Genomic DNA, 21,912 nt, shown 5'->3' with positions numbered 1-21,912 from the left:
AGAACCGCCGCCGCGGACAGATAGTAATGCGATTTACGCGCGATAGCCATCGCTCAGCCCCCCACCTCAATAACCCGGGCAAAAGGCTAACCGAAATTTAACCAGAGTCAATGGCGGGACGCCCGCGGGGCGGGATCTACCCCACCGGCGTCCTTGCCTTGGCGCAGCCGACAAACCGGCCGCGGCGATCAGTTGCGCGCCGGGAAGATTCCCTGCGTGGCAATGCACCATTTCATCACCAGATAGGGCGGCTGGTTCGGCACCGGGATCGAATTGCCGGTCGTCTGAACCAGGATGCTGCCCGGGTCCATCAGGTTCCCTGCGGGATCGGGCGGCGGCGCCGCATAGCCGGGATTGACCGGAACGGCGAGCGCATTGCCGTTCGGCGAAGTCTGGTTGGCGTCGACATTGGCGGTCTGCGCGCCGACGCGATGGTTATGCGGCGCCATATTCAGGGTTGTCAGCGTCGTCGTCTCGGTGCCGGTGACCTGACCCAAATCATAGGGCGACAGCCCCGACCCCTGCCCGACATGCACCGCCGCGCGGCCGCGCAGGTCGGGGAGCTGGAAGTTGGTGGTGCCATTGCCGCCATAGGTCGTGCCGAGCAACGCGAATAGAGCCGTGTTGGACTGGATCGCCACCAATTGCCCCGCCGCCTGGGTGTAGCCGCGCGGGCAGAAGGTGAAGCCGACCTGCATGAACTGCCCGATATAAGGCGTGAGCCCGTCCGCCGATGCCGGTGCCGTATAGCCCAATGTGCTCCCCCCGAGCGCCAGCGCCAGGGTAATTTTCCGAAGATTGCCAGTGCGTTTCATATCCGCCTCCGATGTCTGAATGTCGTGATGTCGCGGTGCGCATCAGTTGCGCGACGGAAAGATTCCCTGCGACGCGATGCAATAGCGGGTAACGAGGAACGGCGACATATTGGGCACGACTACCCCGTCGGTGCCGCTCTTCTGCACCGCGAGCGTCGTCGCTTCGAGGTTGCCGTCGAAACCCTGCGTGCCGCTGACATATTGATTGTCGGCGGTCACGCCAAAGCTGTTACGGAACACGATGCGCTGGTTGCCCGCGCCGGTCACCGTCTGGATCACGCCCGGATGGCTGTGGACCGGCAGGTTGGCGATCGTATGCGACACGTTTTCCTGCCCGCCGACCTGGCCCTGCGTATAGTTTTGCAGGCCCGGTCCCTGCCCGTCTCCGATCAGCATGCGTCCGCGCAGGTCGGGCACCTGGAAGGTCGTCACGCCATTGCCGCCATAGGTGGTGCCGAGCAACGAGAAAAACGCAGCATTGGTGTTGATCGCCAATGTCTGCCCATTTGCCTCGAGGAAGTTCCGCGGGCAAAAACCGGCGCCGGTTTCAATCACCTGGCCGATATAATAATCCTGCGCCGTCGCGGGCACGGTGCCCGCAAAAGCCAATGTGCTGGCCGCTGCCAACATGGAAATCTTGTACCGCATTGTCATAACCCCTTGAATGTGCGCGCGCCTTCGAAGCGGCGCGACAAGCCTCAATTCTGTGACGGGAAGATGCCGAAGAGCGAAACGCAATAGCGAATGGTCAGCGTCGGCGGCAGATGGCTGTAGGGCTGCCCGCTACCCGCGCTGTTGATCAGAATGCTCTCGCGATTCATCAGCTGCGCGTTCGGCGCGCTGTTGACATATTTGGCCGCGGGCGTCGTGCCGAGCTTGTTGCCGACGGGCGTGGTGGTATTCGCCGCCGCGCTGGTCGTGCGCACCAGCGCGACATGCTCGTGACGCGGCATGGTCGCGATCGTCTGGGTATTGCTCTCGGTGCCGCCGATTTGACCCAGCGGGCGGGCGCTCAGACCGTTGCCGGTACCGGTATGGATCGACATGCGGCTCTGCAGGTTCGGCAGGCCAAAGGTAGTGACCCCGTCACCACCAAAGGTAGTGCCATAAAGCGCGTAGAGCGCAGAGTTGTCCGCAATCGAGAGCAGCTGGCCGTCGGCCTCGTCGGTGCCGGCAGGACAGAAATTATAGGGAACCTTTAGGATTTCCCCGATGTAATTATCCTGGGCGTTCGCCGCCGAGGCGACCCCCAGTGTTCCAGCGATGGCCGCCGCCGTCGCCAAGAGATATGATTTGCGCAACATCATCATTCCGCCTCCTCCTAGAAAATCGCATACGCCAAGCGCCGCCGGAATGGCGGCACCGATCGACCCGTTCACTCTTTTTGGGCCCCGGACAGCGGGCCGGTACGTCAGTTGCGCGCGGGGAAAATCCCCTGAATCGCGATGCAAGGTTGCAGCACCAGATAGGGCGGCCGGTTGTTGACCGGCGACGAACTGCCGGTCACCCCGACCTGCACCATGGTGCGGTCCATCAGATTGCCCGACGGGTCGGTGCCCGACAGGAAGCTGTTGTTCGACGATACACCCAGCGCATTGCCGTTCGCCGAGTTCGAATTGGCGATCGCATTGGCGGTCTGGACCCCACCGCGGTGGTCGTGCTTTGCCAGATTGGCGACGGTCAGCGTCGTCGTCGACGCGCCGGCCTGCTCGCCGATGTCGTACACACTCAAGCCGGGGCCAGCGCCGTAATAGTTCATCGAGCGGCCGGACAGGTTGGGCAGCGCGAAGGTGGTCTGGCCATTGCCGCCATAATTGGTGCCCAGCAGCGAGAAGAGCGCCGTATTCTGCGAGATGGGCAGTAGCTGGCCCTGCGTCGAGGCCCAGCCGCGCGGGCAGAAATTGCCGGCAAACAGCATGATTTCGCCGAGATAGGGATCCTGAGCGTCGGCATGGGCCGGCGCGCTATACGCCAATGCGCTCCCGCTCGCGATCAACCCCATGGTGAAGGTCCTGATTGCCGCCCTGCCCGTCATGCCCGCCTCCGATTTCCGTAATTTCGTTCGATGCCCCGTCGCCGCGTCAATTGCGCGACGGAAAAATGCCCTGAAGCGCGATGCAATAGTTGGTCACGAGAAAGGGCGACATGTTCGCGAACGGCACGCCGCTGGCGCCGGTCTGCTGCACCGCCATCGTCGCTGGGTTCAGATTGCCGTCGAAGGTCGCCGGCCCGCTCGGCGGCGGCGTCTTGTACTGAAAGTCCGGCGTCACAGCGAAGGCGTTGCGAAACGGCTTGTTGTCGTTGGTGTCGGCGTTGACCGTCTGGAACACCGCCTCATGCGAGTGTGCAGGCAGGTTCGCATTGGTCAGCGTGACGGTTTCCTGTCCCGCGCGCTCGCCATAGGTGAAAAAGCTGCCGCCGGGCATCTGGCCGTAGCCGACGACCATGCGTCCGCGAATGTCCGGAAGCGCGAAGGTCGTGGTGCCATTGCCGCCATAGGTGGTACCCAGGATCGAGAAGAGCGCCGTATTCTGCTGGATCGACAATAGCTGCCCGGCCGCGAGCGCGAAACCGCGCGGGCAGAAGTTGGTCCCCGTCTCGATCACCTGGCCGAGGAAGAAAGTCTGCGCGGCCGCGGGGGAAGCCGCCACGATCGCGATCCCCGATGCGGCGGCGAGCGCCAGAGGTTTCAAATGCCGCATTGTCAAACTCCCCTGTCTGCCCCTCGTCCGGCCCCGCAGGGCCGCATCACCGCCTAGTTCTGCGACGGAAAAATCCCTGCATTCACCACGCAGAAGGTCACGGCCAGCGTCGGCGGCCGGTGATCCCACGGCTGGTCGCCGCCGGTGTTGCGGATGATCAGCGTCTCGCGGTTGATCAATTGCGCATTGGGCGCCGTGCCGCTGACATATTTGTTGGCGGGCGTGGTACCGAACAGGTTGCGGAAGGCCGCCTTCGAATCGCCGGCAGCCGAGGTTGTGCGCACCAGCGCCGTATGTTCGTGCCGCGGCATGTTCGCGACCGTCATCAAATTGGTTTCGGTGCCGGCCCTTTCGCCGATGACGCGATTGGTGAGCCCCGGGCCCTGCCCTTGCCCCATCGACACGCGCCCGCGCAGGTCGGGAAGCGCGAAGGTCGTGATGCCATCGCCGCCATAGGTGGTGCCATAAAGCGAATAGAGCGCGGTTTCCTGCGCAATGCTGAGCAGGCTGCCGTCGGCGCGCAACGTGCCGACCGGGCAGAAATTGCCGCCGAGCTTCAGTATCTGGCCGAGATAATTATTCTGCGCCGAAGCGGGGGACGCCAGGCTCGCGAAGCTGATCGCCACCGCCGACGCCGATATGAATATTGACCTGCGCAACACAGTCATGTCCCCCATCCCGATGCCCCAAGACGCGCGACGCTAACGGAAAATTCGTCAAAGTCAAAGTCGCCGGGGCAAATAAATCATGGGGTTGCGTTTTGGGGTCAGCTCCCGTCGGCGGGCGCGAGCTTGTCCTGCGTGCGCAGGTCGAAATCGCTCGCGTCGTGGCGTTCGTGGAGCTGGCTTGCGGGATCGCCCATCACGCGATTGACCATCCGCCCGCGCTTGACTGCGGGACGCACGGCGACCTGATCGGTCCAGCGCTGGACATTCTTGTAATCCTGCACCTGCAGGAATTCGCCGGCTTCGTAGACCAGCCCCTTGGCGAGCGCGCCGTACCAGGGCCAGATCGCCATATCGGCAATCGTATAATCGGCCCCGGCGATATATTCGCTCTCCGCGAGCCGCCGGTCGAGCACGTCGAGTTGGCGCTTGACCTCCATGGCATAGCGATTGATCGGATATTCCTGCTTGAACGGCGCATAGGCGTAGAAATGCCCGAAGCCACCGCCGAGGAAGGGCGCGCTGCCCATTTGCCACATCAGCCACGACAGGGTTTCGGCGCGCGCGGCGGTGTCGGTCGGCAGGAAGGCGCCGAATTTCTCGGCCAGGTGGATCAGGATCGCGCCGGATTCGAAGATGCGAATCGGCTCGGCGCCGCTGCGGTCGACCATCACCGGAATCTTGCTGTTCGGATTGATCGCCACATAGCCGCTCGAAAACTGATCGCCCTCGCCGATGTTGATCAGCCAGGCGTCATATTCGGCGCCGCCGTGACCCGCCGCGAGCAGTTCTTCGAGCATCACCGTGACCTTCACGCCATTGGGCGTGCCGAGCGAATAGAGCTGGAGCGGGTGCTTGCCGACCGGCAGTTCCTTGTCATGCGTCGGCCCGGCAATCGGGCGGTTGATGTTGGCGAAACGCCCGCCGCTTTCCTTGTCCCAGGTCCAGACCTTCGGCGGAACATAGTCGGTGGCGTCGCTCATCGGGAACTCCTGCGTCAGATTGTGTACTGGCCGGTATGTAATCGTGCGATGCGGCGGCGTCCAGCGGTGCCGAGTCAAATTATCTTTTGCGCGCGTAAAGCCGAAATGGCCCCGGCATCGTAGCCGAGTTCCGCCAGGATCGCGTCGCTGTGCTCGCCGACCTGCGGCGCAGGCACGGGGGCGGCCTTGTCGCTCGCCGAGAGGGTAATCGGCGTGCGCACCACCGGAGCCGGACCGAAGGCGCCCGGATAGTCCATCGCGTCGACCAGCCCCGTCGCGGCGACCTGCGGGTGCGCGAGCGCCTCGGAGGGCTTCAGCACAGGCCCGGCCGGGACCTTCGCCGCGCCGAGCTCGTCCAGCGCTTGCTGATTGCTCCGCGCCGCGCACCATTCGGCCATCGCCGCGCTCAGCTCCGCGCCATGCCCGCCGCGGGTAATATCGTTGGCGAAACGCGGATCCTCGGCGAGCTCCGGCCGCCCGACAAGCCGCGCCCAGCGCGCGAAGATCGGATTGCCGACCACCTGCGTCATGATCCAGCCGTCCTTGGTCGCGAAGATGTCGGTCGGCGCCGAGCTGAAGGCGCGGTTGCCCATCATGCCGCGGTCGATGCCGTTCAGCGCATGATCGATCGTCAGCCCGTTCGATATCGCGAGCGCGGTGCCGAGCAGCGAGCCCGACACGCGCTGACCGACGCCGGTCGCCTCGCGTTCACGGAGTGCGAGCATGACGCCGAAGGCACAATGCAGCGCGGTGGTGAAATCGACATAATTGACCTGCGCGCGGGCTGGCTCGCCGTCCTTGCCGCCGATATGGACCGCCCCCGACATCGCCTGCCCCACCGCGTCGAATCCGACATGCTGGGCGAGCGGCCCGTCACTCCCGAACGCCGAAGCGGTGACCAGGATGATGCGCGGGTTGAGCGCCGCCAGCGTCGAATAGTCGAGCCCGAGCTTGACCAGCGCATCGTCGGGCATATTGGCGATCACGACATCGGCGGTCACCACCAGCTTGCGGACGATCGCACGGCCTTCGTCGCTGCCGGGTTTCAGCGTCAGGCAGCGCTTGTTTCGGTTCATCTGCAGGAACATCGCGCCCGAGCCGTCGTCGGCGACGGGGACCGAAAAGCGATCCTCGTTACCGCCGGGCGCCTCGATGCGGATGACGTCGGCGCCATAATCGGCGAGCAGCGCGCCGCAATAGGGCCCGGCGATATAGCGGCCGAAATCGAGTACACGGATGCCCTTGAGCGGCATGAAGCCTTCCTCCCATTATGTTGCTTGCGGCTAGCAGTCGCTGGTCGACGCCGCCAGCGCCTTCATCGAAACCCCGGCCTTGCACTCGGCGCCCAAAGCCATATGGTCGCATCATAATTTCAACAGGGGAAACTAAAATGGCGCGCTTTGCACTCGCCCTGGCCATGTCGCTGGCCTGCTCGACTTCGGTCTTCGCTCAAACCGTCCCGGCGCCCGCGGCATCCGGCGCCGAGGAGAAGAAGGACGAGAAGTGGGACGTCAATGCGCCCCCCGGCATGACGACGCGCAAGGTGCCGATCGCGGTCGACGAGGGCAGCTGGATGAACGTCGACGTCGCCCCCGACGGGCGGACGATCGCCTTCGACCTGCTCGGCGACATCTATACGATGCCGATCGACGGCGGCACGCCGACGCGCATCGCCGAGGGACTGGCCTATGAGCACCAGCCGCGCTTCTCGCCCGACGGCAGCCGCCTCGCCTTCGTCTCGGACCGCGGCGGCGGCGACAATATCTGGCTGATGAACCGCGACGGCAGCGGCAAGGTCCAGCTCTCGAAGGAGGATTTCCGCCTGCTCAACCAGCCGAGCTGGTCGCCCGACGGGCAGTTCATCGTCGCGAAGAAGCATTTCACCACGGGTCGCTCGCTCGGCACCGGCGAGGTGTGGATGTACCATGTCTCGGGCGGCGCGGGCGTACCGCTGGTCAAGAAGCCCAACGAGCGCCACCAGAAGGAACTCGGCGAGCCGATCTTCGCGCCCGACGGCAAGAGCGTCTATTTCACGCGCAACGTCACCCCTGGGCCGATCTTCGAATATGCGCAGGACAGCAACAGCGACCTGTTCCATATCGAGCGCTACAACCTTGATGATGGCGAGACGAGCACCGCCGCGTCGGGTGCAGGCGGCGCCGTGCGCCCCACGCCTTCGCCCGACGGCAAGAAGCTCGCCTATGTCCGCCGCGAGGGCACGCAGTCGAAGCTCTATGTGAAGGACCTCGCCTCCGGGCAGGAGCGCAAAATCTATGACGCGCTCGACCAGGATGTGCAGGAGACCTGGGCGGTCACTGGCGTCTATCCGAATATGGCGTGGACGCCCGACGGCAAGGAGGTCGTCTTCTGGGCCGGCGGCAAGCTCCGCCGCGTCGGCGCCGCTGGCGGCGAGGCGCGCGTCATTCCTTTCAGCATCGCCGACGACCGCGTGATCGTCGATGCGACGCATCCGACGGTGGAGGTCGCCCCCGACAGCTTCACCACCAGGATGCCGCGCTGGGCCGAGGTATCGCCCGACGGGCGCACCGTGGTGTTCGAGACGCTGGGCAAGCTCTGGACCAAGCCCGCGAGCGGCGGCACCGCGCGGCGGCTGACCGCGGCGAAGGACGATGCGATGGAGGCATGGCCGAGCTGGTCGCGCGACGGCAAGTCGATCGTCTTCGTGCGCTGGACCGACAGTGGCTTGGGCGAAATCCATGTCACCCCGACGGCGGGCGGCGCCTCGCGCAAGGTGACGAGCGTCCCCGGCCATTATGCCGAGCCACGCTTTTCGCCCGACGGCAAGACGATCGCCTTCGAGCGGCGTGGCAGCGGCGGGCTGACTTCAGCCAAATGGAGCGAAGACCCGGGCGTCTACCGGGTCTCGGCGGCGGGCGGCGCGCCCGAACGCGTCAGTTCGGACGGCGCCAAACCACAGTTCGGCGGCGACAATGACCGCCTCTTCATGGTCGCCGCTGCCGACGGCAAGAGCCAGCTGATCAGTACCGACCTCCACGGCCAGGACAAGCGCGTCCACGCCAGCGGCGAACTGGTCAGCGATTACGAGATTTCGCCCGACGGCCGCACGCTCGCCTTCCGCCAGAATTACGACGCCTATGTCACGCCGCTGATGCCCGGCGGACAGGATGTCTCGCTCGGCACCAAGAGCGGCGCCTTGCCCGTGACGCGCGTCAGCGGTAGCGGCGCCGATTATATGCACTGGTCGAACGGCGGATCGAAGCTCCACTGGAGCCGCGGCGCGACGCTGTTCAGTGCCGACCTCGCCAGCCTGTTCTTCAACGCGCCCGCGGACGAGAAGGCGCCGAAATTCGCGCCGCCGACCGACGGCGTCTCGCTCGCTATGACGCAGGCTGCGGCGAAGCCCAAGACTACGGTAGTGATCACTGGCGCGCGCATCGTCACCATGGCCGACAAGGCTGGCGGCATCATCGACAATGGCGCGATCGTGATCGAGGGCGACCGCATCACCGCGGTCGGTCCGCTCGCCGCGATCAGCGTGCCCGCGGGCGCGATCACGGTCGATGCGGCGGGCAAGACGATCGTCCCCGGTTTCGTCGATGCGCATGCGCATGGCTCGCACGGCGACGACGAACTGGTGCCGCAGCAGAACTGGTCGGAGATCGTCAATCTCGCGATGGGCACGACGACTAGCCACAACCCGTCGTCGCGCGCGTCGGAGATTTTTCCCTCGTCCGAAATGCAGCGCGCCGGGCTTATCCTCGCGCCGCGCATCTTCTCCACCGGCGAGATCATCTACGGCGCCAAGGCCGCGGGGGTCTATGCCGAGATCAACAGCTATGACGACGCGCTCGCGCATGTCCGCCGGCTGAAAGCGCAGGGCGCACACAGCGTCAAGAACTACAACCAGCCGCGCCGCGAACAGCGCCAGATGGTCGTGAAGGCGGCGCAGGCCGAGGGGATGGAGGTCGTGCCCGAAGGCGGCTCGCTCTACACGATGGACCTGACCTTGATCCAGGACGGCAATTCGACCGTCGAGCACAATATCCCGCTCCACACCTTCTATAAGGACTTGGTCCAGCTCTGGGGCCAGACGACGGTCGACTATACGCCGACGCTGGTTGTCACCTATGGCGGCCCCGCGGGCGACCCCTATTGGCGCGCCCATACCAATGTGTGGGAGCATCCGATCCTGACCAGGCACATCCCGCCGACCGATCTCGCAGCGCAGAACAAGCGCCGCGTCATCGCGCCCGAGGGCGACTATGTGGACGACGATTCGGCGCGCGAGGCATGGAAGATCGCGCAGGCTGGGCGCAACGTCTCGATCGGCGCACACGGCCAGCAATCGGGGCTCGGTGCGCATTGGGAGATTTGGTCGTTCGTCCGCGGCGGGTGGAGCAATGTCGACGCGCTGCGCGCGGCGACGATCATGCCCGCCCAGTCGCTGGGCTATGCGAAGGACGTCGGCTCGCTTGAGCCCGGCAAACTCGCCGACCTGCTGATCCTCGACGCCGATCCGACAGTCGAGATTCGCAACACCGAAAAGATCCACCGCGTGATGCTCGGCGGGCGGCTCTACGACCCGCTGACGATGAACGAGGTCGATACCGGAAACCGCAAGCGCGCGCCCTATGGGTGGGAAATGGATTCGCCTTCGGCGACCCGCTGAATCGTGAAGGCGGGAGCGTCTGCCGCTCCCGCAATGAAACGACGAGCCGTTGTCCGGGCCTCAGCATCGCCCTTGCGCGGCGAACCCCTTTGCCTATAGACATTTAGGCTTGGGGATTGCTGAGGCCCGCGGGCCAGGGGGAATATTTTGCGTAGTTTGAAAGCCAGGGTAACGGCGATTGCGGCTTCGATGGCGGGCCTGTTCCATGCCGCGAATGCCTATGCAGCGACCGCGCTGCCCGATCCCGAGGGTTCGGGCGCGATCGTCAACGCCGTGCGCTGGCTGCAGGGCACCCTGCTCGGCACCGTCGCGACCGTCGTCGCGATCATCGCGGTCGCCTCGGTCGGTTTCCTGATGCTCACCGGGCGAATCAACTGGCGCTATGGCGCGACCGTGATCCTCGGCTGCTTCATCCTCTTCGGCGCCGCCAGCATCGTCGCGGGCATCCAGTCGGCTTCGGGAAGCGGTCTCTAGGAGCGCCGCCATGAGCGACCTAGACCGCGATCCCCTGTTTGTGGCGCTCACGCGGCCGCAGATGTTCGCGGGCGTCACGTACAGCTTCTTCGTAATCAACGCGATCGTTGCGACCGAGCTGTTCCTCATCTTCCGCTCGCCCTGGGCGCTGATCGGCGCAGTCGTCGTCCATATGGCCGGTGCGCTGCTCTGCCTGCGCGAACCGCGCTTCTTCGACATCTGGCTGACCAAGGTCAGCCGCTGTCCGCGCGTCAAGAATTTCAAGACCTGGCAGTGCAACTCCTATCGTCCCTGAAACCCCGCCCGGCGGCGAGTGACGGCGAAGTGCCGGCGGGCAAGCATCTGCCCTATGCCCGGCATGCCGACGATCATACGATCGAAACGCGCGACGGCCTGTTGATGCAGGTCATCCGCCTGCGCGGCATATTGTTCGAGACCGCCGACAGCGACGAACTCAACTATCGCAAGCTGCTGCGCGACGCGATGCTGCAGGCGATCGGCTCGTCGCGCTACGCGCTCTATCACCATGTCGTGCGGCGCGAGGCGAGCGTCGAGCTCGATGGCGATTTCGGCGACGACTTCTCCGCGGGGCTCGACGAACGCTGGCAGGCACGGCTCGCGACCAAGCAGCTCTACTACAATGATCTCTACATCACCCTAGTCCGCCGCCCCGCCCCGGGGCGCATGGGGCTGCTCGACCGGCTGTCAGGCTGGCTCGGCCAGACCGGGCAGGATTATCGCGCGACGATCGCGCAGGAACTACGCCTGCTCGACACTGCGCGCGAGGCGCTGATGGCGCAGCTCGGCAGCTATCAGCCCGAACTGCTCGGACTCTACGACAGCGACCAGGGGCTCTGCTCCGAACCGCTCGAATTTTTCGGCCAGCTCTATTCGGGCGAGCCTCGCCGCCTGCTCGCACCGCATCAGGATGCGGGCGACTATCTGCCCGACCGGCGGGTGAGCTTCGGCGCCGAGACGATCGAGCTTGGGCCCGCGGGCGACGCCGGGCGCCGCTTTGTCGGCATGGTCGCGATCAAGGATTATCCCGCGTCGACCGCGACGGGCATGTTCGACGAATTGCTGCGCCTGCCCTTCGAGATGGTGATGACGCAGAGCTTCGCCTTCGTCGACCGCCAGCCCGCGCTCGGCAAGATGAACCTCGCGCTCCGCCGGATGCGCTCGACCGAGGACGAGGCGCTGAGCCTGCGCGACCAGTTGTCGCGCGCCAAGGACGATGTCGCCGCAGGCCGCGCCGCCTTCGGCGAGCATCATATGACGATCGCGGTGCACGGCGCGAACGAGGCCGAAGTCAGCGCCAATATCGCTGACGTCCAGGCGTCGCTCGCCGAACTGGGCATCATCTCGGTGCGCGAGGATATCGCGCTCGAGCCGACCTTCTGGTCGCAGTTCCCGGGCAACTTCAAATATATCGTCCGCCGCGGCATGGTCTCCTCGGCCAATTTCGCGGGCCTCGCGAGCGGGCATAATTTCGCCGCAGGCCGCGCCGACGGCAATGTGTGGGGCAAGGCGGTCACGGTCTTCGAAACCACCGCCGCCGGCCCCTATTATTTCAACTTCCACCAGGGCGATCTCGGCAACTTCACCGTCATCGGCCCGTCGGGGTCGGGCAAGACCGTCGTCGTCAATTTCCTGCTCGCGCAGGCGCGCCGCTTCGACCCGCGCATCATCTTCTTCGACAAGGACCGCGGCGCCGAACTGTTCATCCGCGCGATCGGCGGGCGCTACGACCAGCTGCGCCCCGGCGTCGCGAGCGGGCTCAATCCGCTCCAGCTCGACGACACGCCGGTCAACCGCCAGTTCCTGATCGACTGGCTCGCGCAGCTCGTCGGCGGCGCCAGCATCGAGGAAATGGCGCAGATCAAGGATGCGGTCGACGCGAGCTATGCCCAGCCGCCCGCGCACCGCCGCCTGCGCCACGTCGCCGAGCTGTTCCGCGGCGGTCACCGCCCGCGCGCCGACGATATGTGGTCGCGGCTGCGGCCTTGGTGGGGCGACGGCGAGCGCGCCTGGCTCTTCGACAATGTCGAGGATCTGACCGACATGGAGAGCGCGACCATCGGCTTCGACATGACCGTCATCCTCGACGATGCCGCGATGCGTACCCCCGCCATGATGTACCTCTTCCACCGCGTCGAGGAACGGCTGACCGGCGAGGAGACGATCATCGTCGTCGACGAGGGCTGGAAGGCGCTCGACGACGACGTCTTCGTGCGCCGGATCAAGGATTGGGAAAAGACGATCCGCAAGCGCAACGGCATCGTCGGCTTCGCGACGCAGAGCGCGCAGGACGCGCTCGAGAGCAAGATCGCCAGCGCGCTGATCGAACAGGTCGCAACGCAGATCTTCATGGCGAACCCCAAGGCGCGCGCCGCCGACTATATGGACGGCTTCGGGCTGACCGAGCATGAGTATCAACTGATCCGCACCCTGCCCGACGACGCGCATTGCTTCCTGGTCAAGCATGGCAATGACAGCGTCGTCGTGCGGCTGAACCTGACCGGCGAACGCGACCTGCTGACGATCCTGTCGGGCCGCGAGCGCACTGTGCGCCTGCTCGACCAGATCCGCGAGACTGCGGGCGACGATCCGGGGGTGTGGATGTCGCGCCTGCTGGCGGTCGCGTGACGATCGCGCTCGCTCCCTGCCCCGTCCCCTCGTCGGCCGACAGCTTCATCGGCGGCACGCTGGCGGCGATCGAGTGCCAGGCGCAGACGATTGGCAACGCGGGCTATCTGGCGTTGTCGGGGCCGGGATCGGGCATCGCCGCCTTCCTGACCGCGATGCTGACGATCTTCATCGCGCTGATCGGCTATCGCATGTTCGCGGGGCGCGGGCCCGACTTGGGCGGCGGCCTGCTCATCTTTGCCAAGATCGGCATCGTGGTGGCGCTGGCGACCAGTTGGCCTTCCTTCCGCACTTTGATCTACGACGTCGCCATCGATACGCCCGCGCAGATCGGCGCGACGGTGGGCAGCGCCGCCTCGCTCGCGGGTAGCGACCTGTCGCTGTCGACGCGCCTCTCCGAGACCGACCGCGCCTATCGCACGCTCACCGCCTGGGGCGTCGGCAGCGAACCGGCGCGCGCCGGCGTGTCGGACAGCGAAGGCATCGAGCCCGACACCACCTATGAGACCAAGGCGCTCGGCGCCGCGCGCATGGGCTTCCTGACCGGTGCGCTGGGCAGCGTGGCGCTTACTCGCCTTGCAGCGGGCATATTGCTCGCGCTCGGGCCGCTGTTCATCGCCTTCCTGCTGTTCGACGCGACGCGCGGGATTTTCGGCGGCTGGCTGCGCGGACTGATTGGGCTGACGCTCGGCAGCACGGCGAGTTCGCTCGTGCTCGCGGTCGAGACGGCGATCGTCCAGCCGCGCATCGTCGCTTTGATCACCCTGCGCGCCTCGGGTTATTCGATTCAGGGGTCGGCGACGGAGTTGCTCGCGCTGTCGATCGTCTTCGCCTTCGTCACGCTCGCGATCCTCTGCGTCTCTTTCTATGTCGCCGCGGGGCTCCGCCTGCCGCAGTGGCAATGGGCGCAGAATTATCTGCCTGCTTCGATGCGCGGCAGCGGTAGCGGCGCGGACCGTGGGGCAGCGACGCAACCCGCCGACCGCAACGACCCACGCTCGCGCGCCGCCGTGATCGTCGACGCGGTCGAGGCAATGCAGCGCCGCGAAGCTTCCACCGGCCCCGGCCGCGGCGGCGGCAACGACCGCGCGCGTGCCGTCGCCAGCGCCGCCTCGGGAACCGCCGCGAGCCGCGATGCGCAGCGCGCCTCTACCGATACCGGAGGCGATGCCCCTGCGCGCCGCCGCACCACGGGCCGCGTCTCCACCAGCGGCAACCGGCGGGACACACGCTAGATGAAACAGGATATGAAACAGACCCGCGAAGATTATCTGCAGGCGGCCGAAAGCTGGGGCGCCGATCGTCATGCCGAACTGAGCAAGTCGCGCCGCACCGCGTGGATCGTCGCGTCGGTTGCCGCCGCGATAGCGCTGTGCGAGGCGCTGGCGCTCGTTTTCCTGACTCCGCTCAAGACGGTCGAACCCTATACATTGCTCGTCGACCGCCACACCGGATATGTCCAGGCGCTAAACCCGCTGGCACCGGCGAAGGTCAGCGGCGACACCGCGCTGACGCAGAGCTTCCTCGTCCAGTACGTCATCGCGCGCGAAAATTACGACGTCGATTCGGTGCAGAACGACTATCGCAAGGTCGCGCTCTGGTCCGCCGACCGCGCGCGCAGCGACTATCTGACGCTGATGCAGTCGGGCAGCACGGCCAGCCCGCTGGTCAAATATCCGCGCGGGACCGTGGTCGAGACGCAGGTGAAGAGCGTGTCGCCGGTCAGCGCCAATGTCGCGCTGATCCGCTTCGACACGCGCCGACGCGACGCCACGGGCGACTGGCAGCCTGCGCAAAGCTGGGTCGCGACGATCCGCTATCGCTACACCGGCGAGCCGATGAAGCAGGAGGACCGGGTGTTCAACCCGCTGGGCTTCCAGGTTCTGCGTTATCGCCGCGATCCCGAAATGCTGCCGGCGCCCGCTGCTGCGGCGACGGCCACGCCCGCTGCTGCACCCGACGCCGCTCCGGTTGCGGCGGACGGCCAACCGCTGCCCCAACCTCCCTCGTCGAGCCGTCCGCGCCGCGGCGACACGGTCAAGGTCATGCCCGACGGGACGCAGGTCACGCTGTGATCCGCGCGGCCGCCCTTCTCACCACGGCGCTGTGTGCTTTGCCCGCGATGGCGCAGATCGATCCGGTGCCGATCGGCCTCGACGCGTCGATCCAGGCGGTGACTTATGCCGAAGGCAAGGTCGTGCGCCTGAGCGCGACGCCGGGTTATCAGCTGACGGTCGAAATCTCGGCCGACGAGACGATCGAGAATATCGCGCTCGGCGACAGCAGCGCTTGGCAGGTGGCACCCAGCCGCCGCGGCGACCGCATCTTCATCAAGCCACTGCAATATGGCATCACCACCAACATGACGGTGGTAACGGGGACGCGCACCTATTTGTTCGAACTCGTGCCGTCGAGCGGCGGCGGCGGGAGCGATGCGCAGATCGTCCGCTTCGTCTATCCCGAACCCACGCCGGTCTCGACCCCGCCCGACGAGCAACGCGTCGACCAAGGGCTCTATAAGCTGACGGGCACGCGCGAACTCTTCCCCTCGGCGATCAGCGAGGACGGCCTCCGCACCTTCATGCAGTGGGACGCCGACGCAACGCTGCCCGCGGTCTACACCGTCGACGAACTCGGCCAGGAAAAGCTGGTCGACGCGATGATGCGCGACGGCATCCTCACCATCGACGAGGTCGTCCCGCGCCTCGTCTTCCGGCTCGACGGCAAGCTCGCGCGCGCCGTCCGCCGTAGCCAGGCGCGCGCCAAATGACCGATACGACTGCTTCCGAAACCCCTCGCACGGCGCCCGACAATGCCCCGGTCGTGCGCCGCCCGCGCCAAGGCCTGCCGACGCCGCTGCTCGTCGGTTTCGCGTTGCTTGCCGCAGTGTTGCTGTTCGTGATCCTCGAAGGCCGCCGTCAGGGCGCCGAAGCACCCGCGGTGACCGGCGGCCAAGTCGCGATGATTTCGGCGCCGCCGCCGCTCGCGCTGCCCGACTATCCGCAGCCGCCCGAGTTGCTCCCCGCACCGTTCGTCGAGGGCCCCGCAGCCGCGCCGCCCAGCGCGCCGCCCCCGCCGCCACAAGTCGTATATATGCCGCAGCCCGCGCCGATGGGGCCACCGCCAAGCTATGAGGGGCCGCCCGCCCCGCCGCGCGCGATCGGCGGCGGGTCGGTCCTCGTCTATGATGGCGCTGGCGGGGCCGCAGCAGCGGGATCGCAGGGCAGCGACGGCGACGGCGCGCAGCAGCGCGGCGCCGGCGCCGCCGAGGCAAGCCGCGTCCGCGCCGGCGTGCTCGCCAATCGCGGCACCACCGTCGTGCAGGGTTCGCTCATCCCCGCGGTGCTCGAAACCCCGCTCGACAGCTCGCGCCCCGGCTTCTCGCGCGCGGTCGTCTCGCGCGACGTGCGCGGCTTCGACGGCAGCCGCATCCTCATTCCGCGCGGCAGCCGGCTGATCGGCGAATATCGCTCCGAAGCGACGCAGGGGCAGAAGCGCGCCTTCATCACCTGGACCCGCCTGATCCGCCCCGACGGCGCGACGATCCAGCTCAACTCGCCTTCGGGCGATCCGCTCGGGCGCGGCGGGATCAAGGCCAAGGTCAACAGCCACTTCTTCTCGCGTTTCGGCGAGGCAATCCTGCAGTCGGTGCTCGATATCGGCGTCAACGCCGCGGCGAGCGCGACCAATTCGCCTGTCGTGATCCTGCCCGGCGGGACCGGGACACAACGCCCGCAACCGACCAACATCGCCCCGACGCTGAAGGTCGCGCAGGGGACCAGCATCTCCGTCTTCGTCGCGCGCGACCTCGACTTCTCGGGGGTCGAGCGCCGCTGATGGGCCAAGTCGCGGCCCTGCCGGACGACCGCGTCTTTTTTCGCAGCTATCTCGCGCCGCTGGCGCCGCTGCTCGCCCGCGACGACGTCACCGACATCTATGTCAACCGTCCCGGCGAGGCCTGGGCCGAATCGTTGAGCGGCAAGATCGAGACGCACGACCTGCCCGCGCTCACCGAGGTCCTGCTCGAACGCCTCGCGCGCCAGATCGCGGCGCTGTCGCACCAAGGGATCAGCCGCGAGCATCCTTTGCTCTCCGCGACCATGCCCGATGGCGCGCGCGTCCAGATCGTCGCGCCGCCCGCGACGCGCGGCGGCATGGTGCTCGCGATCCGCAAGCATGTGTCGCCCGACCTTCGGCTCAACGATTATGCCGATAGCGGTGCCTTTGCCGCCACCAAGCCGGGGCGCATCGGCGACAAGGACGATCTCGACCGGCGGCTCCACGAACTGCTCGATGCGGGCGACATCCCTGTGCTGCTCCGTACCGCGGTGCAGAACCGTAAAAATGTGCTGATCTCGGGCGGCACCTCGTCGGGCAAGACCACTTTCCTCAACGCGCTGCTGCGCGAGGTGCCCGAGCGCGAGCGGCTGATCCTGATCGAGGATACGCCCGAGATCACGATCCATCATCCAAATGCCGTCGGGCTGCTCGCGGCGCGCAGTGCACTGGGCGAAACACACACGAGCGCCGAGGATCTGCTCAGCGCCTCGCTGCGCCTGCGTCCCGACCGCATCATTCTCGGTGAGCTGCGCGGAGTCGAAGCCTTTTCCTTCTTGCGCGCGGTCAACAGCGGCCATCCGGGGTCGATGACGACGATCCACGCCGACAGCCCGGAACGAGCGATCGAACAGCTGACCTTGCTCGTGCTCCAAGCGGGCAGCCAGCTCGCGCGCGCCGATGTGCATCATTATGTACATTCGACGGTCGACGTCTTCGTCCAGCTCGGCCGCAGCGGCGGCAGGCGGCACATCAGCGAAGTGAAACTGCGCGGCGACTAGTCCGCGCGAGTTCGCCTATTTTTTCAGATTGGTGCCGGTAAAGCTGCCATTGTCTGTATTCCCGACCAGAATATTGCCGCCGAAGCTGACCAACGCCGCCCCGTTTTGTGCATTCAGGCCAACAGAATTGTGCGAAATCACACTGTCGCTGACGGTGATGGCCGCCCCGCTGCCCTCGGCGTGAATTCCGGCTAGCTCTTGTCCGGAAATGAGGCTGCGTTCGACGGAAAGCCGGACTTGCCCGCTCGAGGCTTCAACCGATATGCCGTGGCTGGGGTCGTAACGCGATGCACCGATCAGGCTGTCCGACATGGTGCCTTTGACGCTAGCTGTGGCCGGCAGTGAAGCAATGGAAATCCCGTTGAACACAAGATTGGTCATTTGCACATTGCTGATGCCAAAATTTACCGTTCCTCCGGAAAGCGGATGAACAGCGACGCCTTCAACGACATTGTTGAGCGCTATATTTTCGAGCACCACCGTGCTGGCGCCGAGAATGGCAACCCCGCTGCCGCCGAGCGAATGGATGGTGGAGTTGCGGACGTGCAGCGCGCCACCCGAATTCAGCTGTATGCCGCCCTGCCCCGCCCGCATGTTGCCGCGAAGGTTGATGCCGCTGAGCAGGACGCTATCCGTCGCACCTGCATCCACGATGATCGCGGCAAATTGATCCGTATCATCAAACTCGACATGGATCCCGCCTGGGACTCCGTCGCAAATGATCGAAACGGACTTGGTGATCGTGAACGGTCCGAAGGTTGCGGGATCGAGGCAGTTGATCTCGCCGCCCGCGGCGGTCTTGGACAATGCTTCGCCGAGCGTCCGGCATGGCGCCGTCCGGCTGCACGGATTGAGGTCGTCGCCGACACCCGAAACCCACGTTCGCGTCGCCTGTGCGGTCGCGGGTGCAGCAAAGCCGAGCGCTCCGGCGACCAGGGCGGCTGCGCCCAGCAGGGCGCCCGTCTTGAGGGTCATGGGTTTCCGATGTCGAGAAGGAAAAAGGGAAGGCATCGGGCCGGTACCCCGAAGGCACCGGCCCTCTGACTGCTTACTGCTTGGCCTGGGTCGACGTAAAGCTGCCGTTGGTGTTGTTCGCCACCACGACATTGTCGCCGAAGCTGACCAGAATGCCGCCGGTCAGCGAGCGCAGACCATTGCCGTTCTGCGTGACCGTGTTGCCGCTCGCGTTGATCGTCGCGAGCGCATCTTCGGCCATCACGCCTGTGCTGCCGTTGCCGCTCACGACCGAGTCGACGAGCGTGACGTTGACGGTCCCGCCGCCCGGCGCGGAGCGGGCATAGACGCCGATCTGGCTGTCGACGATCTCGCTACCCGAGATCGAGCCCTTGACGCTCGAGCCCGCGGCGCTCGCGTCGATGCGGATACCGCCGCGATTGTTGTCGGCGATCCGGCTGTTTGCGATCAGGATGTTCGCCGGGACGTTGGCGGCCGGCTGGACCAGGACACCGCCGGTGACGCCTGCCGCATTGCCATTGTCGACGATCGTCACATTTTCGAGCGTCAGCGACGAGCCGGTCGTCGTCGTCGGCTGGAAGTTGACGCCAAAGCCGGTGCTACCCCGAAAACCGCGGATGATCGAATTGCGGATGTGCAGCCCGGCCCCAGTGTTGAAGCGGACGCCGTTGACGCCGGAACCGAAGCCCTGCAGGTCGAAGCCGCTGAGCAGCACGACGTCGTTCACTCCCGCCGAGATGTTGATACCGTTGCCGCCCGAGGCGAGGACGCCGTTGAGCTCGCCCTCGCAGATCAGCGAAATCGCCTTGGTGATCGTCACCGCACCGAAACCGCCCGGATCGAGGCAGTTGATCTCGCCGCCAGCGGCGGTCTTCGAAATGGCGCCGGCAAAGGTCTTGCACGGCGCGGTGCGGCTGCACGGATTGGCATCGTCGCCCACGCCCGAGATCCAGGTGCGCGTCGCCTGCGCCGAGGCGGGCGTCGCCAGCGGAAGTGCAAGCATCGCCACGGAGGCGGCCATCAGGCCACGAAACATATTTCTGGTCATAAATATTCCCCCATCATGGCCCTCCTCGCATTCGGCCGGCGGCCGGCGGCAGGGGCATAGTCCCACTCAATAACGTCGATCGTGACGGGATGCGCGCTTCGACCGTGTCGCGCGTGCCCCCGCCGGACGCGGGGATTCGCCGGCTCCCCACGAAGCCGGGCCCTCCTGATCGCTTCATGGCAGTATTGCCCATGGCTAGCAAGTGCTTAACCATGGCGCTCTTGCACGCGAAACAAGGCCTATCCGGTTATATTCATTGGATCTTCTGACCAAATGAAACTTTGTGACGCGCGCAGGGGTTGCCATATCGAAATGCCGCCGCTAGGGGCGTCTGCCTCAGCGAGGAGAGTTGGCTGAGTGGTCGAAAGCGTCGCACTCGAAATGCGAAGTGCCGGCAACGGTACCGAGGGTTCGAATCCCTCACTCTCCTCCATTTTCTTATCGACCATGATGCGGACCGGCGCTGGCTGGGCCGGCGCGGCGTCATATCCACTTGAATCGCTGCGGGATCGTCATAGATTCATCATATGACGTTCAAATCCCTTTCCGAGTCCACCGTGGACACCGGCGGCATCGCCCCGCCGCTGATCGGCAGCGCGACCTTTGCGCCCGGCGATATCGTGCGCCACCGCATGTTCGATTTCCGCGGCGTCGTGTTCGACATCGACCCGGTCTTCGCGAACAGCGACGAATGGTATGAAGCCATTCCCGAAGGCATGCGCCCGTCGAAGGAGCAGCCCTTCTATCATCTGCTCGCCGAGAATGAGGATTCGTCCTACATCGCCTATGTCAGCCAGCAGAATCTGGTCGCCGACGGTGATCGCGGGCCGGTCGAGCATCCGCAGATCGAGGCGATGTTCGACGGGATCGAGCGCGGTCGCTATCGCCTCCGCGCGATCCACCGCCACTGAAGCGAGCGATTACGCCTTCAGCTTCCAGCCCGAAGCTAGCAGGCGATAGGTCAAAAGCCCCAGCACCAGATTGACCCCGACGAGCACGAGGATCGCGGTCAGGATCGGGTTCGCGATCGTCGAATCGACGGTGCCGATGAAGCCGTAGCGAAAGCCCATGATCGCATAATAGACCGGGTTCGCATGCGCGATGCCTTGGAACATCGGTGCCAGCCGGTCGATCGCGTAGAAGGTCCCCGAAAGCAATGCGAGCGGCGTCACCACGAAATTGGTCACCGCCGCAGCGTGGTCGAACTTCTCGGCCCAGACCGAGGTGATCAGCCCGAGAAAGCCCAGCATCGCGGCGCCGAGGATGCCGAACACCGCGACCGCCCACAGGTGATCGGGCATCACATGCACCCCCGGCCAGAGCAGCATCGCGAGCCACAGGGCAAGGCCGACAAGGATCGCACGAGTCACCGCGGCGCCGATCAGCGCGATGATGAGTTCGCCCACCGCGAGCGGCGGCATCAGATAGTCGACGATCGTTCCTTGGATCTTGCCGACGAGCAGCGAGAAGGAACTGTTCGCGAAGCTGTTTTGCAGCATCGCCATCATGATCAGGCCCGGCGCGACGAAGTCGGCGAAGGGCACGCCGATCACGGTGCGCCCCGCCCCGCCCAGCGCGACGGTGAAAATGACAAGGAAAAGGAGCGTCGTGATCGCCGGCGCCCAGATAGTTTGGAGCTGCACCTTGAAAAAGCGGCGCACCTCCTTGACATATAGGGCCTGCATGCCCGGCACGTTCAGTGTCCGGATATGCGGCACGCCGGGTTCCGCAAAGGGCGGAGTCGCGGCGAAATCACCCGAGGAAACGCCCGAGTCGCGGCGTGAAATTTGGGGCTGGTCGTTCATGGCGTTCTCGCCTATCGCCTCCCCGACTTTCCCGCAAGCTGGCCGGCGACGCGAGGGTCCGAAGGGACCGGCGACTGACCCGCCACGCGGAATGATAAGGATTTGAAGCATGTCTTGGACCGACGAGCGCATCGAAAGCCTGCGCAGCATGTGGGAAAAGGGGCTGACTGCCAGCCAGATCGCAGACGAACTCGGCGGCGTCAGCCGCAATGCGGTGATCGGCAAGGCGCATCGCCTGGGCCTGAAATCGCGCCCCTCGCCCGTGAAGGCGACCGAAAAGGCGAAGCCCGCGCCCAAGGCGGCCGCACCC

Annotated in this window: 22 protein-coding genes and 1 tRNA gene; 12 read left to right on the top strand and 11 right to left on the bottom strand. The window is 65.7% G+C overall.

From position 1 onward, the window contains the following. Positions 1-188 precede the first annotated feature (188 nt). From ATE62_RS06010 to ATE62_RS05975, 8 genes are all read right to left on the bottom strand, one after another. On the bottom strand, positions 189-815 hold the full coding sequence (locus ATE62_RS06010; RefSeq protein WP_082662635.1) for a phage tail protein: 627 nt from the start codon (positions 813-815) through the stop codon (positions 189-191). Between the two features lie 42 nt (positions 816-857). Beyond that, entirely contained in the window at positions 858-1,445 is a 588-nt protein-coding gene (locus ATE62_RS06005) for a phage tail protein (protein WP_231736143.1), read from the bottom strand. 68 nt (positions 1,446-1,513) lie between these two features. Continuing rightward, complete coding sequence (locus ATE62_RS06000; RefSeq protein WP_058808303.1) at positions 1,514-2,125, bottom strand: phage tail protein; 612 nt, start codon at positions 2,123-2,125, stop codon at positions 1,514-1,516. Between the two features lie 101 nt (positions 2,126-2,226). Further along, positions 2,227-2,850, bottom strand: coding sequence for a phage tail protein (locus ATE62_RS05995; protein WP_231736140.1), 624 nt, complete (start codon positions 2,848-2,850; stop codon positions 2,227-2,229). Between the two features lie 46 nt (positions 2,851-2,896). Further along, positions 2,897-3,517, bottom strand: coding sequence for a phage tail protein (locus ATE62_RS05990; protein WP_058808305.1), 621 nt, complete (start codon positions 3,515-3,517; stop codon positions 2,897-2,899). 53 nt (positions 3,518-3,570) lie between these two features. Next, positions 3,571-4,143 carry a phage tail protein gene (locus ATE62_RS05985; RefSeq protein WP_058808306.1) on the bottom strand — a complete coding sequence of 191 codons (573 nt, stop codon included), beginning with the start codon at positions 4,141-4,143 and terminating at the stop codon, positions 3,571-3,573. 140 nt (positions 4,144-4,283) lie between these two features. Then, positions 4,284-5,165: a glutathione-dependent disulfide-bond oxidoreductase gene (gene yghU, locus ATE62_RS05980; protein WP_058808307.1), complete on the bottom strand. Its 882-nt coding sequence runs from the start codon at positions 5,163-5,165 to the stop codon at positions 4,284-4,286. Positions 5,166-5,239: 74 nt separating this feature from the next. After that, on the bottom strand, positions 5,240-6,418 hold the full coding sequence (locus tag ATE62_RS05975) for a CaiB/BaiF CoA transferase family protein (RefSeq protein ID WP_058808308.1): 1,179 nt from the start codon (positions 6,416-6,418) through the stop codon (positions 5,240-5,242). A gap of 137 nt (positions 6,419-6,555) precedes the next feature. On the opposite strand from ATE62_RS05975, the gene ATE62_RS05970 reads away from it, so the two are divergent. The 9 genes from ATE62_RS05970 to virB11 all read left to right on the top strand — a co-directional run bounded on the left by ATE62_RS05970 (position 6,556) and on the right by virB11 (position 17,774). Continuing rightward, entirely contained in the window at positions 6,556-9,816 is a 3,261-nt protein-coding gene (locus tag ATE62_RS05970) for an amidohydrolase family protein (RefSeq protein ID WP_058808309.1), read from the top strand. Positions 9,817-9,960: 144 nt separating this feature from the next. Beyond that, positions 9,961-10,290 carry a TrbC/VirB2 family protein gene (locus tag ATE62_RS05965; RefSeq protein WP_443028854.1) on the top strand — a complete coding sequence of 110 codons (330 nt, stop codon included), beginning with the start codon at positions 9,961-9,963 and terminating at the stop codon, positions 10,288-10,290. Between the two features lie 10 nt (positions 10,291-10,300). Next, the gene (locus tag ATE62_RS05960; protein WP_058808311.1) at positions 10,301-10,585 is read left to right on the top strand and encodes a type IV secretion system protein VirB3; all 285 of its coding nucleotides are present in this window, start codon (positions 10,301-10,303) and stop codon (positions 10,583-10,585) included. Continuing rightward, positions 10,558-12,936 (top strand): VirB4 family type IV secretion/conjugal transfer ATPase, encoded by a 2,379-nt coding sequence (locus tag ATE62_RS05955; protein WP_082662631.1) that lies wholly within the window; start codon positions 10,558-10,560, stop codon positions 12,934-12,936. Before ATE62_RS05960 ends, ATE62_RS05955 begins: the two co-directional genes overlap by 28 nt. Then, positions 12,933-14,171, top strand: coding sequence for a type IV secretion system protein (locus tag ATE62_RS05950; RefSeq protein WP_058808313.1), 1,239 nt, complete (start codon positions 12,933-12,935; stop codon positions 14,169-14,171). Before ATE62_RS05955 ends, ATE62_RS05950 begins: the two co-directional genes overlap by 4 nt. 12 nt (positions 14,172-14,183) lie before the next feature. Continuing rightward, positions 14,184-15,011 (top strand): virB8 family protein, encoded by an 828-nt coding sequence (locus ATE62_RS05945; RefSeq protein ID WP_231736137.1) that lies wholly within the window; start codon positions 14,184-14,186, stop codon positions 15,009-15,011. Then, on the top strand, positions 15,008-15,706 hold the full coding sequence (locus ATE62_RS05940) for a TrbG/VirB9 family P-type conjugative transfer protein (protein ID WP_058818461.1): 699 nt from the start codon (positions 15,008-15,010) through the stop codon (positions 15,704-15,706). The genes ATE62_RS05945 and ATE62_RS05940 overlap by 4 nt, the downstream gene beginning before the upstream one ends. After that, positions 15,703-16,773, top strand: coding sequence for a TrbI/VirB10 family protein (locus ATE62_RS05935; RefSeq protein ID WP_058818460.1), 1,071 nt, complete (start codon positions 15,703-15,705; stop codon positions 16,771-16,773). The genes ATE62_RS05940 and ATE62_RS05935 overlap by 4 nt, the downstream gene beginning before the upstream one ends. After that, positions 16,773-17,774, top strand: coding sequence for a P-type DNA transfer ATPase VirB11 (gene virB11 / locus ATE62_RS05930; protein WP_058808317.1), 1,002 nt, complete (start codon positions 16,773-16,775; stop codon positions 17,772-17,774). The genes ATE62_RS05935 and virB11 overlap by 1 nt, the downstream gene beginning before the upstream one ends. A gap of 15 nt (positions 17,775-17,789) precedes the next feature. On the opposite strand, the gene ATE62_RS05925 is transcribed toward virB11, so the two are convergent. Together ATE62_RS05925 and ATE62_RS05920 are read right to left on the bottom strand one after the other, a co-directional pair. Beyond that, on the bottom strand, positions 17,790-18,749 hold the full coding sequence (locus ATE62_RS05925; protein ID WP_058808318.1) for a right-handed parallel beta-helix repeat-containing protein: 960 nt from the start codon (positions 18,747-18,749) through the stop codon (positions 17,790-17,792). 73 nt (positions 18,750-18,822) lie between these two features. Then, positions 18,823-19,797, bottom strand: coding sequence for a right-handed parallel beta-helix repeat-containing protein (locus tag ATE62_RS05920; RefSeq protein WP_082662630.1), 975 nt, complete (start codon positions 19,795-19,797; stop codon positions 18,823-18,825). Positions 19,798-20,140: 343 nt separating this feature from the next. Here ATE62_RS05920 and ATE62_RS05915 point away from each other — a divergent pair. Beyond that, positions 20,141-20,230, top strand: a tRNA-Ser gene (locus ATE62_RS05915). 94 nt (positions 20,231-20,324) lie between these two features. After that, positions 20,325-20,708, top strand: coding sequence for a heat shock protein HspQ (hspQ, locus tag ATE62_RS05910; protein WP_058808320.1), 384 nt, complete (start codon positions 20,325-20,327; stop codon positions 20,706-20,708). Between the two features lie 9 nt (positions 20,709-20,717). On the opposite strand, the gene ATE62_RS05905 is transcribed toward hspQ, so the two are convergent. Next, the gene (locus ATE62_RS05905; RefSeq protein ID WP_058808321.1) at positions 20,718-21,602 is read right to left on the bottom strand and encodes an ABC transporter permease; all 885 of its coding nucleotides are present in this window, start codon (positions 21,600-21,602) and stop codon (positions 20,718-20,720) included. Between the two features lie 109 nt (positions 21,603-21,711). On the opposite strand from ATE62_RS05905, the gene ATE62_RS05900 reads away from it, so the two are divergent. Beyond that, on the top strand, positions 21,712-21,912 hold a 201-nt coding region (locus tag ATE62_RS05900; RefSeq protein ID WP_231736134.1), incomplete at its 3' end, for a GcrA family cell cycle regulator.

This window comes from Sphingopyxis sp. HIX, from assembly GCF_001468285.1.
Taxonomy (GTDB): Bacteria; Pseudomonadota; Alphaproteobacteria; order Sphingomonadales; family Sphingomonadaceae; genus Sphingopyxis.
The sequence above is the reverse complement of the archived record's forward strand: the minus strand, read 5'-3'. Positions and strand labels throughout refer to the sequence as shown.

What these genes read in the sequence shown, in the direction of transcription:
- ATE62_RS05990 (WP_058808305.1), bottom strand. Translation starts at nt 3,517, where the DNA reads ATGCGGCATTTGAAACCTCTGGCGCTCGCCGCCGCATCGGGGATCGCG.
- ATE62_RS05945 (WP_231736137.1), top strand. Translation starts at nt 14,184, where the DNA reads ATGAAACAGACCCGCGAAGATTATCTGCAGGCGGCCGAAAGCTGGGGC.
- ATE62_RS05920 (WP_082662630.1), bottom strand. Translation starts at nt 19,797, where the DNA reads ATGACCAGAAATATGTTTCGTGGCCTGATGGCCGCCTCCGTGGCGATG.
- ATE62_RS06010 (WP_082662635.1), bottom strand. Translation starts at nt 815, where the DNA reads ATGAAACGCACTGGCAATCTTCGGAAAATTACCCTGGCGCTGGCGCTC.
- virB11 (WP_058808317.1), top strand. Translation starts at nt 16,773, where the DNA reads ATGGGCCAAGTCGCGGCCCTGCCGGACGACCGCGTCTTTTTTCGCAGC.
- ATE62_RS05905 (WP_058808321.1), bottom strand. Translation starts at nt 21,602, where the DNA reads ATGAACGACCAGCCCCAAATTTCACGCCGCGACTCGGGCGTTTCCTCG.
- ATE62_RS05975 (WP_058808308.1), bottom strand. Translation starts at nt 6,418, where the DNA reads ATGCCGCTCAAGGGCATCCGTGTACTCGATTTCGGCCGCTATATCGCC.
- ATE62_RS06005 (WP_231736143.1), bottom strand. Translation starts at nt 1,445, where the DNA reads ATGTTGGCAGCGGCCAGCACATTGGCTTTTGCGGGCACCGTGCCCGCG.
- ATE62_RS05935 (WP_058818460.1), top strand. Translation starts at nt 15,703, where the DNA reads ATGACCGATACGACTGCTTCCGAAACCCCTCGCACGGCGCCCGACAAT.
- yghU (WP_058808307.1), bottom strand. Translation starts at nt 5,165, where the DNA reads ATGAGCGACGCCACCGACTATGTTCCGCCGAAGGTCTGGACCTGGGAC.
- ATE62_RS05925 (WP_058808318.1), bottom strand. Translation starts at nt 18,749, where the DNA reads ATGACCCTCAAGACGGGCGCCCTGCTGGGCGCAGCCGCCCTGGTCGCC.
- ATE62_RS05960 (WP_058808311.1), top strand. Translation starts at nt 10,301, where the DNA reads ATGAGCGACCTAGACCGCGATCCCCTGTTTGTGGCGCTCACGCGGCCG.
- ATE62_RS05995 (WP_231736140.1), bottom strand. Translation starts at nt 2,850, where the DNA reads ATGACGGGCAGGGCGGCAATCAGGACCTTCACCATGGGGTTGATCGCG.
- ATE62_RS05970 (WP_058808309.1), top strand. Translation starts at nt 6,556, where the DNA reads ATGGCGCGCTTTGCACTCGCCCTGGCCATGTCGCTGGCCTGCTCGACT.
- ATE62_RS06000 (WP_058808303.1), bottom strand. Translation starts at nt 2,125, where the DNA reads ATGATGATGTTGCGCAAATCATATCTCTTGGCGACGGCGGCGGCCATC.
- hspQ (WP_058808320.1), top strand. Translation starts at nt 20,325, where the DNA reads ATGACGTTCAAATCCCTTTCCGAGTCCACCGTGGACACCGGCGGCATC.